Here is a 15,696-nt window from a genome sequence, read left to right on the forward strand (position 1 = left end):
CAAATTGGTGATCAGCGAGAATGGGTTAAACGAGATGGGGATGACTGGGTCTGGGGAGTGAGTTTACCGTCCCGGCTTATCGTAATCTGAAGCTTGGCGCCAGTTTTCAAACCACCGCCTTGAATGGGGATCGTTTGACCTTGCTTGGGTTGAATCTGCAATACCATTTTGACGTTCGCAGAAGCCAATAGCATATCAGGTGCTATTGAGTTCTCTTCAAAAGGAAGTGCCTCGCCACTTCCTTTTTTCTTCATGAAAATCTGAATTTTGCTGCTTTTTGGTGCGCGCTTTGTAACCGGCAAAACACCAGTCTCTCGCTCTAGTCGTCCTTCAAAATTTTTTTGGCGCCGAATGATGCGTTTGCAAAGATCGCTGCTAATCTCAAAGCGGGACCAACTACCAAAGGAACTGGTTATAGCGGCACGGTTTGCCTCTTGATTCATACGATCATCAGTAGATGAGGGGAGATTTGATTGCCGCGCTGTCGTTTTACCTCTGTGCTCCCGCGCTCTGAGTCAGCCTGGCTTGCTGGCATCCGCCCTCAAATTCCTCAGTCTCACGCCTTCATGATCAGCCCGGTTGTCGGGTTGTTCAATGGGGCGCTTTCGCCGCTCATCTTCGACACAAGTCGTCAATGGACGGAGCGTTTGCATCAATTGCTCGAATTCTTCGCTGACTTCAAATTGATTGGTCGCGCGCGAATCCGTATGTGGATTAGGGACGCAGGGATGAGATGACGCATACCAGAAAATGATTTTGAAAAATTCTTGTTTAAAACTATTTAATTGATCGTATCGAGAAAATCTTATGTCGCGGATGAATTCCAGCAAGGCTAAAAATGTTAAATGGCTTATTTTTGTCTGCGCACTTTTTCTAGGCTTGATTCAAAATGTTTATGCGGTTCCGGCTGATGAGAATTACGACGATAATTCTGGAGCCACATTTAACAATACAAATACCTTCACTCTGGATGGCGTCAAATACACCATTACCGGGAGTACCACCTATAGCTCAATAATCTCAAACAGTCCAATATTCTCGCCTCTGGGCAATGGCGCAGACGATTACTTCATATTGTTCGATAGCGACGCCGAATTCAATGTAACGAGCATCACAGTCGAAGCTAGTGACTCCAGCTATTTCAGGCTCAGCGGCATGAGTTTTGATGGGGTGGCAGATTCCAACATCACGATTACTCCCTATAACGGTGTAACCGCAGGAACGGCGATTAACTACTTAAGCAATGGTGACTTCATAGCGCATCAGAACATTGATTTGTCAGGCAATACTAATTTTCAGTACATCACCAGCTTCACAATCTCGGGAAGCAACATCTCGTTGGCTCTTGATGACCTCAACTTCGAGCCCGCTATTTCCCCCAATACCAACCCCACCATCAGTAACCTCAATGGGGACAGCGTTAACTGGGCCGGTGTTAATAACTGGGTAACGCTCGATGCAGCCAACAACGCCACAGTTGCCGATGCCGAACTCGATACCACTAATAACTGGGCCGATGCCACCCTGACCGTACAGCGCGTTGTCAGTGGTGTGAATAAACCGCTCGCGGCAGATCTATTTCAATTTAACGAAACCGGCTTCACCGTCAGTGGCAATAGCTTGCAAAACGGTGCAACTACTTTTGCGACTTTTAGCAATAGCAATGGCGTTTTGTCCGTTAATTTTAATTCCAGTGCCGATGCTCCTCGGGTCCAAAGTGTTATACGCGGTATCCAGTACCGCAACGACATGCCAACCGGCGATACAGTGATTCGTTTTACTTTGAGTGATGGTGATGGCGGTTCCGCCAATGCCGATGTGATTGTCACCAGCGACACCATTTACGTCACCTCTGCCACTGACACTACGGTCATGGATGTCAGCGATGGTGTGAGCTTCCGCGAAGCTGTGGCTATTGCAGCAGCGGATTTTACCGGCAGCCAGACCATTGTCTTTTCCAGCTCGCTGGCCGGTTTGACGCTGGGCATCAACGCCCCGACCATTAACATCAATGAAAGTCTTACCTTTGGTATGGATGCCACCAGCGGTATCACCCTGAGCGGCGACCCCATCTCCCTGGGTATGGGTACTACACAGACTTTCATCAATGGTGCGGGTGACACGGCCACTATAACCAACGCCATCCAAGGTCCAGGCGCCATTACCAAGACAGGCGCTGGTAACCTGATACTGTCGGGCCTTAATAGCTTCAGCGGTGCTACGACCATTTCTGCCGGTACACTCACCGTCAGTGGTGCGGGTGCCATCTCGACCAATAGCAACGTTTCCGTCGCCGCGGGCGCAACCCTGGCACTTACCAGTAACGCAACCATTGGCAATCTTTCCGGTGCGGGAGATATCGACCTGGGCAGCAGTGTTCTGACCACAACCCAGACAGCCGATACTGTTTTCTCCGGTAATATCAGCGGTACAGGTGGTCTGACCGTCACCCAGCATATCAACGGGGGCTATTCGCTGAGGCTCTCGGGCACCAATAGCTATAGCGGCAACACCACCATCACCAATTACGGCTGGGTGCGGCTCAATGGCGAAGCTTCTGTCTCCGCCAACAGCGCCTTGCTCATACAGGACAGCAGCAAGGTCACACTCCTCTCCGACCAGACTGTCGGCAGCCTCGCCATGAACCTTACAAGTACCACGCTGGATCTTGGTGTTGGAGGCTACACCCTGACCGCCGGTGGCAATAACACCAGCACGGATGTTCTCGGCGTTATTTCCGGCTCCGGCAATCTGTGGAAACAGGGCACTGGTACCATGACAGTCACTGGTATAAACAACACCTATAACGGCAACACCATAGTCACAGGCGGAACCTTGTCTATTGCCAGTGATGCCGGCCTCGGCAGTGGCGCTGTTGAACTTGCTTCACCAGACGCCACTCTGGCGATCATAGGCAACACCACCATCGACAATGCCATCGACATTACGGACACGGCCACCATCAGCGTTTCTGCCAATGCGACCATTTCCGGCATCATCAGCGGCGACAACCTGATAAAAGCCGGTACAGCGAAATTAACGCTTTCGGGCAACAATACCTATACAGGAACCACCAGTGTTAGCGCCGGTATCCTGAGCATTGGCGCCAGTACCGCCCTTGGTGCTGGCAATATACTGCTGGCTGCGGGTACCACACTCGAAGTGACAGGCGTTACGGATATTACTAACGGCGTAGTGCTGAGCGGCAACGCCACCATCAGCAACTCCGCAAATGCCACTGTCTCCGGAAATATCAGCGGCCTCTACCATTTGACCAAGTCTGGCGGTTCTACGCTGACTTTGTCTGGTGAGAACTCCTACACCGACACCACTGTAAGCGCAGGTACTCTCAGTATCGCCAGTGACAACAATCTCGGCGGTGGAACTGTGAGCCTCGCGGGTGCAACCGCTTTGTCGATCATTGGCGATACCACCATCGATAACTCTATTGCCTTGACCGGTAATGCCACCATCAACGCAGCAGCCAATGCCACTATCTTATTTACCTGCGTTTAGCATCACGGTAGTCAATGTAAATGATGCTCCGGAAATTTTCGGCACTCCGACAGCCAATATTAATCAAGGAGAGCTTTACAGCTTCACCCCAACGGCGAGTGACGTGGATGTCGGTGATGTTCTGACATTTATCGTTACGGGTTTACCAAATTGGATGACGTTCGACCCTGCAACCGGCGCAGTTTCCGGGACACCGTCGAATGACGATGTCGGTACTACGGGTGCCATCGTGATCACCGTGAGCGATGCGGCGGGTGCAACGGCGGATTTGCCTGCATTCAGTATCACTGTTGCGAACGTAAACGATGCGCCTGTCATCTTCGGCACTCCGGCAACCAGTGTGAGTGAAGGTGAGTTGTATAGCTTTACCCCGACAGCGAGTGATGTGGATGAGAGCGATACACTGTCGTTCTCCGCCACAGGTTTACCAGCCTGGTTGTCATTTGATTCTGCAACCGGCGCAATTTCCGGTACGCCGTCCAATGCGGATGTAGGCACTACTGATTCCATCGTGATCAGCGTCAGTGATGGCACTCTTTCTGCCAGCTTGCCAGCGTTTAGCATCACCGTAGTGAACGTGAACGAGGCACCGGTCATAGTGGCAGATCAGTACAGCGTGGATGAAGGTAGCGCCCTAACCCTCGATGCCGCTGAAGGTGTTCTCGCCAACGATTCCGATATTGACGCAGGCGATACATTGACAGCGATTCTCGTCAGCGGGCCTCAGTACGCCAGTCAATTCACCCTGAATGCAGACGGCGGTTTCCAATACGTGCATGACGGTTCGGAAACCCTGGCTGATAGCTTCACCTACGCCATCAACGCCGATCTGAACAACGACGGCTTGGCCGATGTGGTTATCTACGAACCTAATAAAGAACAGGTGGATGTGTATCTGTCGGATCCGAAAGGTGACACAGGGGATATGGCGGATGTCTCTGTCAGTGCCGCCGCTCAGGCAGTGCACGGTGCCAGCAAACAAGTGGCCTACAACCTGACCTTGAGCAACCAAGGACCGAGTGAAGCCCTCAACGTCAGGGTCACGGTTTCCCTGGACAACCTTGGTGTCATCAACCTGCCAGTCAACTGTGTGCACGATGCAGAAGTCGCTGAGGTTCACTGTACCGTGGATGCTTTGGCGGCCGACGCCGAAGAAACCTTGAACCTTATATTAGGCAGTACCAGTTCGGTCACTTCACAAACCGTTACCGCTGTTGTGCGCTCCGATGCCCTCGAACGGAATCCGGCTGACAACACCGCAACCACCACATTGTCCGGCTTGTTCGAACCCGTGCGTGCCCGGGTCAAAGGCGGTGGCGGCAGCGTCAATAGCCTGTGGCTGACCAGTCTTTTAGGCTTGGCGGTATTCCGCCGCCGAGGCAAACACACAGGAAGAAAATCCGAGTGGTGGTGCAAAGCGGCCGCACTGCTTCTGCCGCTCACCGCTGGGGCTGTGGTTCTGCCATCGCAATCGGTGCAGGCGAATGACAAGAATTCCTATGTGGAAGGCACGTTCAATGCTATCGGCAGCAGTTGGAACTCTCGGAGCTTCTACCAAGACTTGTCCGATAGCACGCAACCCGACGTCCTAATGGAAAAAGATAGCCAGCGGTTTGGTTGGCAATTGCTGTACGGCTATCGTTTTCATCCACAAATTGCCCTGGAGCTGGGGTACCTCGACAGCGGTCAAACCGAATTGAGCGTGGGTGCGGAAGTCTCGGACCCCGAACCTTTGCGGCAAGCGCTGCGCAAACATGCGCCTATAGCGGGGGAGGGGCCTTACGCGGGTATCCGCTTGAGCCTGTACAACCCAAATGACCTGGAGTTCTACGCCAAGCTAGGCATTTGGTCCTGGGCTGCAGGTTACGATTTGCAAATCGGTGATCAACGGGAATGGATCAAACGCGATGGAAACGACTGGGTCTGGGGTGTGGGTTTTACGGCACCGGCCTATCGCAATCTGAGGTTTGGGGCGAGTTTTCAGACCACGTCGTTGAATGGGGATCGCTTGACCCTATTGGGAATTCAGGCGTCCTATATGTTCAGCGTCACCAAGTAAGTTCTTCTATCGCCTGTTATTTGCCCCTTTGTCCTGCAAGTGCACAGGGGCAAAATTCCCGCTAGTTCTGGCCAATCTTCCATCTGCAGCTACACTGCTTGATAGCCCCGCGAAAACTTGGCCCATTCGCGGGGTCATGATTCCGGGCTCAAGTCGGTCAGCGTGTCGAAAACAAAAGAAAAAGAACACGCAACGCTTGAGATTCATACCTATAAAAATTGTTTGGACCATCAACATGAAGAAACTAATACTCGCCGTCGCTCTCGGTATTTCCATCGGGTGCGCTCACCAAAACTCCAAGGATGAATCTCAAGTCGATTTCCGCAATTCCTCTCTTGACATGGAAGCGCGGTTGGATGATCTGGTGTCCCGCATGACCACCAGCGAAAAAATCTCCCAGCTTTTTAACGATGCCCCTGCCATAGAACGCCTGGGAATCCCGGCCTATAACTGGTGGAATGAAGCTTTGCACGGTGTCGCCAGGGCGGGGAAGGCGACGGTATTTCCTCAAGCTATAGGACTTGCCGCTACTTTCGATGAAGATTTGATGTTCCGGGTTGCCACTGCAATATCAGACGAAGGTCGAGCCAAATACCACCACTATATCGACAACGATGTTCACACCATTTATGGCGGACTTACTTTCTGGTCTCCCAATATCAATATTTTCCGCGACCCGCGCTGGGGAAGAGGGCAGGAAACCTACGGCGAGGACCCTTATTTAACTGGTCGTATGGCCGTTAATTTTGTCCGCGGTATTCAGGGCGATGATGAAAAATATTTAAAAGCTGTAGCCACTATCAAACACTACGCCGTACACAGTGGCCCGGAAAAATCTCGCCATAGCGATGACTATCATCCGTCCAAAAAAGATCTGCATGAAACTTATTTGCCAGCGTTTCGCACAGCCATAAAAGAAGCATCGCCCGAATCCTTGATGTGTGCCTACAACCGCGTAGACGGAAAGCCCGCATGTGGAAATGAAGAGTTATTGCAAAAAATTCTGCGCGAAGACATGGGGTTTAAGGGATTCGTTGTTTCCGATTGTGGAGCGATTTCTGATTTTTACGATCGCAAAGCGCACGACGTGGTGCTCGCTCCAGCCGAAGCTGCAGCTTGGGCATTAAAAACTGGAACCGATCTGGAGTGCGGTGACAGCCACCTGAATACCTACGTGAATTTGCATACTGCGCTGCGCGAAGGTTTGGTATCCATGGACGATATAGACCTCGCTGTAAAACGCGTATTTCGTGCGCGCTTCAAGCTGGGAATGTTCGACGAACAAAATCGCGTTCCTTACAGCTCCATTCCTTTAGCCAAAGTTGCCTCCGCAGAGCATATTGCTCTAACTCAGGAAGCTGCGGAAAAATCTCTGGTGTTGTTGAAAAATGATGGGATCTTACCTTTGAAAGAAGGTGTGAAGGTGGCCGTGATCGGGCCCAATGCAACGAATTTCGAAGTCTTGATAGGAAATTATTCTGGATATCCTTCGCAACCGGTATTGCCGATACAGGGTATTATCGATCGTATAGGAGCAGAAAATGTCGTTTACGCTCCAGGTTCTGCAATAGCGGAAACAGCTTATCGTCACCACCAGGTCATCCCGGCAGTGAATTTTTATCATTACGATGACAACAGTATGCTGGTTCCAGGGTTGCAGGCAGATTACTACGTTGGCAATTATGGCCCGAAAGAATGGCTGGAAAAAATTCCGTCCGCAAAACCCGATTTAACTCGCGTGGATTCCAATATTGATTTTTATTGGGATAAATCGCCGGTGAATCAGAAATTGGACGAGCAGTTTTTGGTAATTTGGCGCGGTGTAATCAAACCGGAAAAAACCGGCAACTACAGTTTTTCTGGCAATGTCTTGCTAACCATAAATGGTGAGCGGGTCACCAAGCCCGTTGAATTAAAGCGCGGCCAAACCTACAACGTTGAAGCGCGTTATTTCGCTTTTAAATGGTGGCCGATTAATTTGGGATTGGAAGCCAATGCACGATTGACTTGGGCGGATGTGTCGCTGCCGCTTGAAGCAGATGCTATAGCTGCAGCTAAAAAAGCGGATGTCGTGCTTTTTATGGGAGGAATCGATCCAACCTTGGAAGGCGAAGAAATGGCCGTACAACTGGATGGCTTTGAAGGTGGAGATCGTACCCATATCAATCTTCCAGAGGTGCAAACCAAATTACTGAAGAAACTCAAATCACTCGGCAAGCCAATTGTGTTTGTTAATTTCAGCGGCTCAGCTATGGCGATGAATTGGGAGAGCGAAAACCTGAATGCTATTGTTCAAGCGTTTTACCCAGGTGAAAAAGCAGGAACTGCGATAGCGCGGGTTTTGTGGGGTGATGTGAATCCCTCTGGTAGGCTGCCCATTACGTTTTATCGCGGCGTGGAGGACTTGCCAGCTTTCACTGATTACACAATGAAAAATAGAACTTATAAGTTTTATTCCGGCAAGCCTCTTTATCCTTTTGGCCATGGACTCAGCTATACCAGCTTCCGTTACGAAAACTTGGTTGTTAAGGAAAACAATGCTGGATTGGATATTTCCGTCAAGGTGACGAACGTTGGTGAGAGAGCGGGAGAAGACGTTCCGCAACTCTATATCAGTCTGCTGGACGCCCCAGCGGGAAGTCCGATTCGTCAACTGAAATCGTTTACACGGGTTCAGCTCACAGCGGGTGAAAGCACCCAGGTAATCTTTAATCTTCCTTCACAACACATCAGCTTCATCAATGATCAGGGAGAAGAGGTTAGCTATAGTGGCCGCGTGAAAATTTCCGTCGGATCCGGCCAAGAAGGTTACGTTGCAAAAGAAAGTATTGATCAAAAAACAATCAAACATGGAAAGATTGCTGGTGCATTGGGACGGTAAATGATGCATTGGAGGCCGCAAAGAAGATTAAAATCCCATTGTTTTGGTTAAAAAATGATCTTTTTTGTGGCCAAAATCTTTTTTGTTTGTTATTTTTTCTCAAAATAGTGGTATAACTTTGTCCGTTCGTCTTATTTGCCAATATTTCCTAAAAAAAACTCTATAAAGCATTGCGTAAGTAGGAAGTTGGACGTAAAGTTTCGGAGAATATATAGGTTCGTTTCATAAGGTCTCTAATTTTAACTATTGCCTTAGAAATGAAACCAAAAAAGCATCGGTTTTAAAGCTATAACAACAATAAGTGGTTTTGGGCAAGGAATCAGAGCGCCTTCCGCATCGCGGAAAGTGTTTTGCATGGTTGGTCTCATAAGTTATCTGACTTCACTAATCAGGCAGTTTGTGGGCCATCAACACAAAGTAGAACCATATCTCCTGGGGAATCTCATCTATGCTTTTGAAAAAGAATAAACTTTCGGCCGCTATTGTGACCCTTCTGGCTGGAGGGGCCAATTATGCGATAGCTCAAGAAAACCCAATTGTTGAAGAAGTCATTGTTACTGGTATCCGAGCTTCTGCGCAGGCATCTATGGATGTTAAGCGTGACGCGACCGGGGTTGTGGATGCCATTACCGCAGAGGATATGGGTAAATTCCCTGATACCAACCTGGCGGAATCTCTTCAACGTATCACAGGTGTTTCCATCAGCCGTACCAACGGCGAAGGTTCTGAAGTAACCGTTCGCGGATTTGGTGGTGAATTCAACATGATTACCTTGAACGGCCGTACCATGCCGACCGCTAACGTATATGGTGGTGGTAGTGGCGCCGGTGGTACCAGAGGCGGTTCTACTCGAGCTTTTGACTTCGCCAACATCGCTTCCGAAAACGTATCAGCGGTTGAAGTTTATAAAACTGGCCGAGCTAGCGTAGCTACCGGCGGTATCGGTGCGAGCATCAACGTAAAAACTGCTCGTCCGTTGGATAACCCAGGTTTGCAATTCAGTGTTGGTGCCAAAGCCCTGCACGACACCACCAATCGCACTGGTGACGACATTACTCCTGAATTGTCAGGTATCATCAGCTGGACTGATGACAGCGAGAAATTCGGTGTCGGTCTGTCATTGAGCCGTCAAGAGCGTCACTCAGGATCCACCGGTGTATCTGAGAACGAATGGCAAATCGGTGTATGGGGTGAAGATAACCTGTTCTCCTTTGCTCCAGGTGTAGTGGAAAAAGGTGGTGTTCCTGATCTGAATTCACTGCGCAATGGCACCAATCAGCCTTTCCCAGAAGAACTGAAAGGTATTTATAACGCGCCTGCAGCCGGTCAGTTGTACGGCCGTCCTAACGATATCCGTTATGTATTCTCCGATATGGAGCGTACTCGTACCAATGCTCAGTTGGTTCTGCAATTTGCACCCAACGAAAATGTTCGCACCACTTTGGATTACACCTTCGCGAAAAACGAATTGTTTGAGCGTCGCGGTGAATCTACTAGCTGGTTGGCTAACGAAAACTCTATCGATGCGGTAGTGTTCAGCAATGATGCGGTAGCTACTCCAATCTTCATTCATGAAACTGCTGGTCCACGCGACCAAGGTTTCGAGCAGCAATTGCGTCAACAAGAAAACACCTTGGAGTCTTTGGGCTTTAACTTGGAATGGCAAGCAACCGATAAACTCAAGCTTGCTTTCGACGTCCATGACTCTTCAATGGAAAGCTTGCCTGTTGGCCCCGGAAAAAGCGGTGAAATCGCTGTTAGTATCGGCGCCCCAATTCAGACTTCACACTGGATTGATTTCAGTGGTGATTTGCCGTTGTACAACATGAACTTCAACGACGGTATCCAGGCAACAAAAACTATCAGAGACCCGCGCAGTCCAGATTACGCGCCCAAAAACTACCAGGATGCTAATGGTGCAGATATTCGCTTCCCTGACTGGGTGCAGGATTGGGAAGTGGCAACAGATGCTGCTGGCAACCCACTTTTCGATGCTGATGGTAATCCGCAACAACTCTTTGGATCGGGCGTTACCCCGACTCCTAAATACCGTGGAAATAACAACAACGAATTCGACGCGGGTGACATAGGTTCACAAGTGGTTCGCGTGTTCTATGCATCGCAAGTTACTGACGTAACCCAAGTGCGTTTGGATGGATCTCTGGAATTCGACAATGGTCGTTTCGATTTCGGGGTTGAAAAACGCTCTCTGGAAATGTCCGCTCAAGGATCTGATCGCTACATGGCGATGGGTGACTGGGGTATTGCTAATGTTGGTGATATCCCTACGGATTTGTTCGAGTTCTATAACCTGTCCGATTTTGATGACTATGATGCGTCACAGTCATTCCAATTCGGCTTCAAAGGCAATGCTGAAGACCTCGCGCAAGCCTTGGTTGATCGCTATGGCACTGAGGACAATGGTTATGTAGTTGCCTACAACCCGAACATGTCTTTGAATGACCGGGTTAAAGAGGATATTACTGCCGCTTATGTTCAAGCGCATTTGCAAGGTGCTCTTGGTAACTTCGAAACAAACACCATGATTGGTTTGCGTTATGAAACCACTGATGTGACTTCTGTTTCGGATATGCTGGTTCCCAAGTATCTCCAGTGGCAGGATAACAACGACTTCCAGGTCATCCGAGCTGATGAAATTACTCCGTTCTCTGCTAAAGCAAGCTATGACAACTTGTTGCCAAGCATCGACTTTGACATCAAGTTCTCTGAAGACCTCGTAGGTCGCGCTTCTTACAGCAAAACCATTGCTCGTACTGGTTTCGGTAACCTGACTGCGTCCGCGAGTAACTTCTCTGCAGGTGGCGGTTCCGTATATAACGGTTCTCAGCCTACCGTTAGCTTGGGTAACCCAGGGTTGATTCCTCTGGAATCCAACAATATGGATGTGTCTTTGGAATGGTATTTTGCTGACACAAGTTATGCGTCTATCGGTTTCTTCGAGAAGCGTGTAAATAACTTCGTTGGAACAGAGCAAACTATTCGCCCATTGTCGGAATTTGGTCTGATTCAAGACGTAACCAGCGGTCCACGAGTGCAAGAGGCAGCTGCTGAGTTGGAGAGATTGGGTATCCCGCTCAACGATACTTCTCTGTTTACTATGACTGCGCTGATTGCTAATAACGAGGACCCGACCAGATATTCAGCTGCAATTGCAGCTGACAACCAAACTGCTTTCGAGCAGGAGATTGCCTTCCTGTATGACATCGACGCAGTAGCTGATGACCCAGAAACTGTTTGGCAAGTTAGCCAGCCTGTTAACAACAGAGAAGCCAAGTTGTACGGTTCTGAATTGGCTGTTCAGCACTTCTTTGGTGAGACTGGTTTCGGCGTAATGGCCAACTACACCCTGGTTCGTGGTGACGTGAAATATAACGACACTGCTCCTCCAACCGAGGCTCAATTTGCTCTGTTGGGCTTGAGCGATACTGCCAACTTGGTATTGATGTACGAAAACTATGGTTTGCAGGCTCGTTTGGCTTACAACTGGCGTGACAAGTACCTGAGCAACGCTAGCCGCAGCAACGCTCGTAACCCTGTGTATGTTGAAGACTACTTCCAAATCGACTTCAGCATCAGCTACGAGATCCCAGCTGTTGAAGGCTTGAACGTGTCATTGGAAGGCTGGAACATCACTGGCGAAAACATTCGCACTCACGGCCGCTCCAAGGCAATGGTTGAAGAGTTGTATGATCTGGGAGCTCGTTACGCTCTCGGAGTTCGCTACACCTTCTAATGCATTGCTATTGAGTTGACAGTTGTTATCATACAAGGCCGCTGCAAAGCGGCCTTTTTATTTTTGGTCTTGTCGTGAGCGTCTCAAATGCCTAAGTACGTTTTATTAAATAATGTCGAACACAAGGATTTAAGGGTAAAACTGGGTTACTCAACCGCTTATGGGGACAATGTTGCTAGCACACTGACATTTCCCTCCGAATTTGGAGATGTTCACAAGGAATATCCCATTCTTTTCCAAAAGAACTCGGAAACAGGAAAATTTCAATCAATCGTCTTGCTGGGTTTTAAAAAGGGAGAGAATCTTTTTTTGAGTAGTAATGATAAGGGCATAAATCCTGGTTGGAATGCAAACTATGTTCCTGGAATTGTCGCGCGAGGGCCGTTTTTAATAGGTTTTCAGGATCAATCCTCGCTGGGCGGAAGTGAGCAGGAGCCTGTAATTTATGTGGATATGGAGAGTCCCAGAGTGGGTTATGAAGAGGGGGAGCGAGTTTTTCGAGAATTTGGCGGCGCAACTCCTTACCTGGAAAATATCAGTGATATTTTGCGTGGAATTCACGCAGGCATGGAAATCAGCAATGCCATGTTTGCCATATTTGAAGAGTTTGGGCTAATTGAACCGATTGCCATCAAAATTGAGCTGAATAACGGCGAAAAATACAGCGTCGAAGGAAATTATACGATTAGCGAAGAGCGTCTTAGAAGTTTGGATGGCGCTGCTCTTGAAAAGTTAAATCGATCTGGTTTTCTTCAGGGTGCTTTTTTGGTTTTGTCCTCATTAGGAAACGTAAAAAGATTGATTGACATCAAAAATGCCAGCTTGAATGTATGAGATGTTGAATGCATCGGGAGGGCTTGAAATGTCCGAGATGATTGTTGCTAATAAGGTTGAGCAAATAGAAGGATTTAATGCGGATAATATTCCGGATGAAATCTTTTGCTCTGATAAGCCGGTGCTTATCAAACAAGCGGTTCGAGATTGGCCGTTGGTAAAGGCAGGTATGCAGTCAGTTGCATCTGCAATTGATATTTTGCGGCAGCATTATTCCGGTCATCCGGCCCCAGTTTATTTTGCTGATGCAGAAACGAAAGGGTATCTTGCATACAATCAAGACGTAAGTGCTCTTAATTTTAAATCGCAAAAGGCGGATCTTGCGGTTGTTCTGAATGAGTTGCTTGAATTTTCGGAAATCCCTAATCCGCCAGTTCGATATATTCCTTCTAATATTGCGGATGTGTTTTTCCCTGGTCTGCGTGCGGCGCATGAGATCAATTTCAATAAACAATGTTTTGTTAATGCGCCTCTAAGTAACGCAAATCTGTTGTACGGCATTTGGATTGGTAATAGAACCACAGCACCGTGTCATTACGATGCCCAATCCAATATGGCGTGCTGTGTGGCGGGCCAACGACGCTTTACTTTATTTCCGCCCGAACAAATTCACAATCTGTACCCCGGGCCATTGGATCTCACGCCTGGTGGGCCTGCCATATCAATGGTGGATTTCCGCAATCCCGATTTTGACCGATATCCACGATTTGCCGAAGCTGTAAAAGCAGGTTTGGTCGCCGAAATGGAACCGGGAGATGTTCTATACATCCCGTGTATGTGGTGGCATCACGTAGAGTCTCTGGCCCCATTCAATATTCTGATTCAATACTGGTGGAACACCTTTCCAAAGGTGCAGGGGCAAGCTATTAACGCTTTCGAGCTGGCTTTGTTATCCATTAGGGATCGGCCCATGCAGGAAAAAATGGCCTGGAAACACATATTTGATTATTACATTTTTGGCGATTCCAATATCCCTCGCGAACACATTCCAAATTCTGCCTGGGGTACTTTAGGAACTATTGATGACGCGCTCGCCAGACAAATGCGAACCAAAATTATCAACAAATTAAACAGATAAATCAGTTGATATTTGTTGAAAATAAATTCATTAGCGGCATTGGGCCGATAAATCAATCAGAGCTTTGTTAATCATGATTAAAAGGGTTGTTATCGCAGGGGGCGGTACTGCGGGGTGGATTACCGCTGCTGCACTTTCAATTCAAATGGGAGAGCTTTTAGAAATTATCCTGATTGAATCAGATGCTATTGGCACAGTGGGTGTCGGCGAAGCTTCTATTCCGCCCATGCGAACATTTCATAAGCTGTTGCGAATCGATGAACAGGAGTTTATGAAAGCCACCTCCGCCACGTTCAAGCTTGGTATTAGCTTTGAAAATTGGGGAGCGCTTGGTGATCACTATTTGCACGCATTCGGCAAAGCGGGTAAGGAAACATGGCTGGCTGATTTCCATCATTTTTGGCTATGTGCAAAAGAAAAAGGATTGGCGAATGATGAAATTGGCGAGTACTGCATTGAGCATCAGGCGGCCAAAGCCAATAAGTTTGCTACCAGCCCTGATTCACCGATAAGTTATGCATATCATCTGGATGCAGGGCGTTATGCCGGTTTTCTGCGCAAAATAAGCGAAGAAAAAGGCGTAACGCGGATCGAAGGAAAAATTACTCGAATCAATCAAAACAGTTCCACGGGTTTTATTGAGTCAATTGATCTTGAATCGGGCTTGTCGATCAAGGGTGATCTTTTTGTGGATTGTACGGGCTTTAGAGGTCTCTTGATTGAGCAGACTCTCCATACCGGGTATGAAGATTGGTCGCACTGGCTTCCGTGTGATTCGGCCGTTGCTGTGCAAACGACAGCGGTGGAACCTGCAATACCCTATACCCGCTCTATATCTCGAGATTATGGTTGGCAGTGGCGGATCCCTCTGCAGCACCGCGTAGGTAATGGCTTGGTTTATTGCAGTCGTTATTTATCGGATGAGAAGGCTAAAGAGAATTTGTTGCAAAATGTGGTTGGGGATCCTTTGTCACAACCACGAGTCATCAAGTTTAAGACAGGAAAACGCCGGAAATTCTGGAATAAAAATTGTGTCGCCATCGGACTTTCGAGTGGATTTTTGGAGCCCTTGGAGTCGACAAGTATTCATCTGATTATGATGGGTGTTACACGTCTGATGCAGCTATTCCCATTCTCGGGCATCAATGACTCAATTGTGAATCACTATAACCAAGCGTCCAGCGACGAATTTGAGCAGATTCGAGACTTTATCATTCTTCACTATAAGGCCACTTCCAGAGAAGATACGGCCTTCTGGCGGTTTTGTAAAAATATGGAAATCCCCGATACCTTGCGTCAGCGGATGAATTTGTTTGTGGAAAACGCTCAGGCATACCAAGCTGGAGGAGAATTGTTCCGGGTTGATTCATGGTTGCAGGTGATGATGGGGCAGGGAATTATGCCCAAGTCATACCATCCGTTTGCCAGATTGATGCCGGATAATCATTTGCGCGAGTTTCTGGGACAATTGAAATCGCAGGTTGCTCAAGTGGTGAATAGACTTCCAGAGCACGAAACTTTTATCAAATCCTATTGCGCTTTCAGTGGAACCAAATAGTTATCATGTCTGATTC

General features: G+C 48.4%; 8 protein-coding genes. 7 read left to right on the forward strand and 1 reads right to left on the reverse strand.

All coding sequences use genetic code 11. The features are described from left to right. Positions 1 to 11: 11 nt before the first annotated feature. Positions 12 to 443: a hypothetical protein gene (locus DWB84_RS05585; RefSeq protein WP_187408730.1), complete on the reverse strand. Its 432-nt coding sequence runs from the start codon at positions 441 to 443 to the stop codon at positions 12 to 14. A gap of 364 nt (positions 444 to 807) precedes the next feature. Between DWB84_RS05585 and DWB84_RS05590 the strand changes: the two genes are divergently transcribed. The 7 genes from DWB84_RS05590 (at position 808) to DWB84_RS05620 (ending at position 15,680) form a co-directional block, all read left to right on the forward strand. Continuing rightward, complete coding sequence (locus DWB84_RS05590) at positions 808 to 3,516, forward strand: autotransporter-associated beta strand repeat-containing protein (RefSeq protein WP_187408731.1); 2,709 nt, start codon at positions 808 to 810, stop codon at positions 3,514 to 3,516. Continuing rightward, positions 3,488 to 5,575, forward strand: a complete 2,088-nt coding sequence (locus tag DWB84_RS05595; RefSeq protein ID WP_187408732.1) for a putative Ig domain-containing protein — start codon at positions 3,488 to 3,490, stop codon at positions 5,573 to 5,575. The genes DWB84_RS05590 and DWB84_RS05595 overlap by 29 nt, the downstream gene beginning before the upstream one ends. Before the next feature lie 235 nt (positions 5,576 to 5,810). Next, positions 5,811 to 8,456, forward strand: a complete 2,646-nt coding sequence (locus tag DWB84_RS05600; protein WP_187408733.1) for a glycoside hydrolase family 3 C-terminal domain-containing protein — start codon at positions 5,811 to 5,813, stop codon at positions 8,454 to 8,456. A 448-nt stretch (positions 8,457 to 8,904) separates the two neighbouring features. Then, positions 8,905 to 12,210, forward strand: coding sequence for a TonB-dependent receptor (locus tag DWB84_RS05605; RefSeq protein ID WP_187408734.1), 3,306 nt, complete (start codon positions 8,905 to 8,907; stop codon positions 12,208 to 12,210). Between the two features lie 87 nt (positions 12,211 to 12,297). After that, on the forward strand, positions 12,298 to 13,044 hold the full coding sequence (locus DWB84_RS05610; protein WP_187408735.1) for a SapC family protein: 747 nt from the start codon (positions 12,298 to 12,300) through the stop codon (positions 13,042 to 13,044). Positions 13,045 to 13,072: 28 nt separating this feature from the next. Then, entirely contained in the window at positions 13,073 to 14,122 is a 1,050-nt protein-coding gene (locus tag DWB84_RS05615; protein ID WP_187408736.1) for a cupin-like domain-containing protein, read from the forward strand. Positions 14,123 to 14,195: 73 nt separating this feature from the next. After that, the gene (locus DWB84_RS05620) at positions 14,196 to 15,680 is read left to right on the forward strand and encodes a tryptophan halogenase family protein (RefSeq protein WP_187408737.1); all 1,485 of its coding nucleotides are present in this window, start codon (positions 14,196 to 14,198) and stop codon (positions 15,678 to 15,680) included. Positions 15,681 to 15,696 lie beyond the last annotated feature (16 nt).

Origin of the sequence: Saccharophagus sp. K07 (genome assembly GCF_014336955.1) — a bacterium.
Classification (GTDB): Bacteria; Pseudomonadota; Gammaproteobacteria; order Pseudomonadales; family Cellvibrionaceae; genus UBA5868.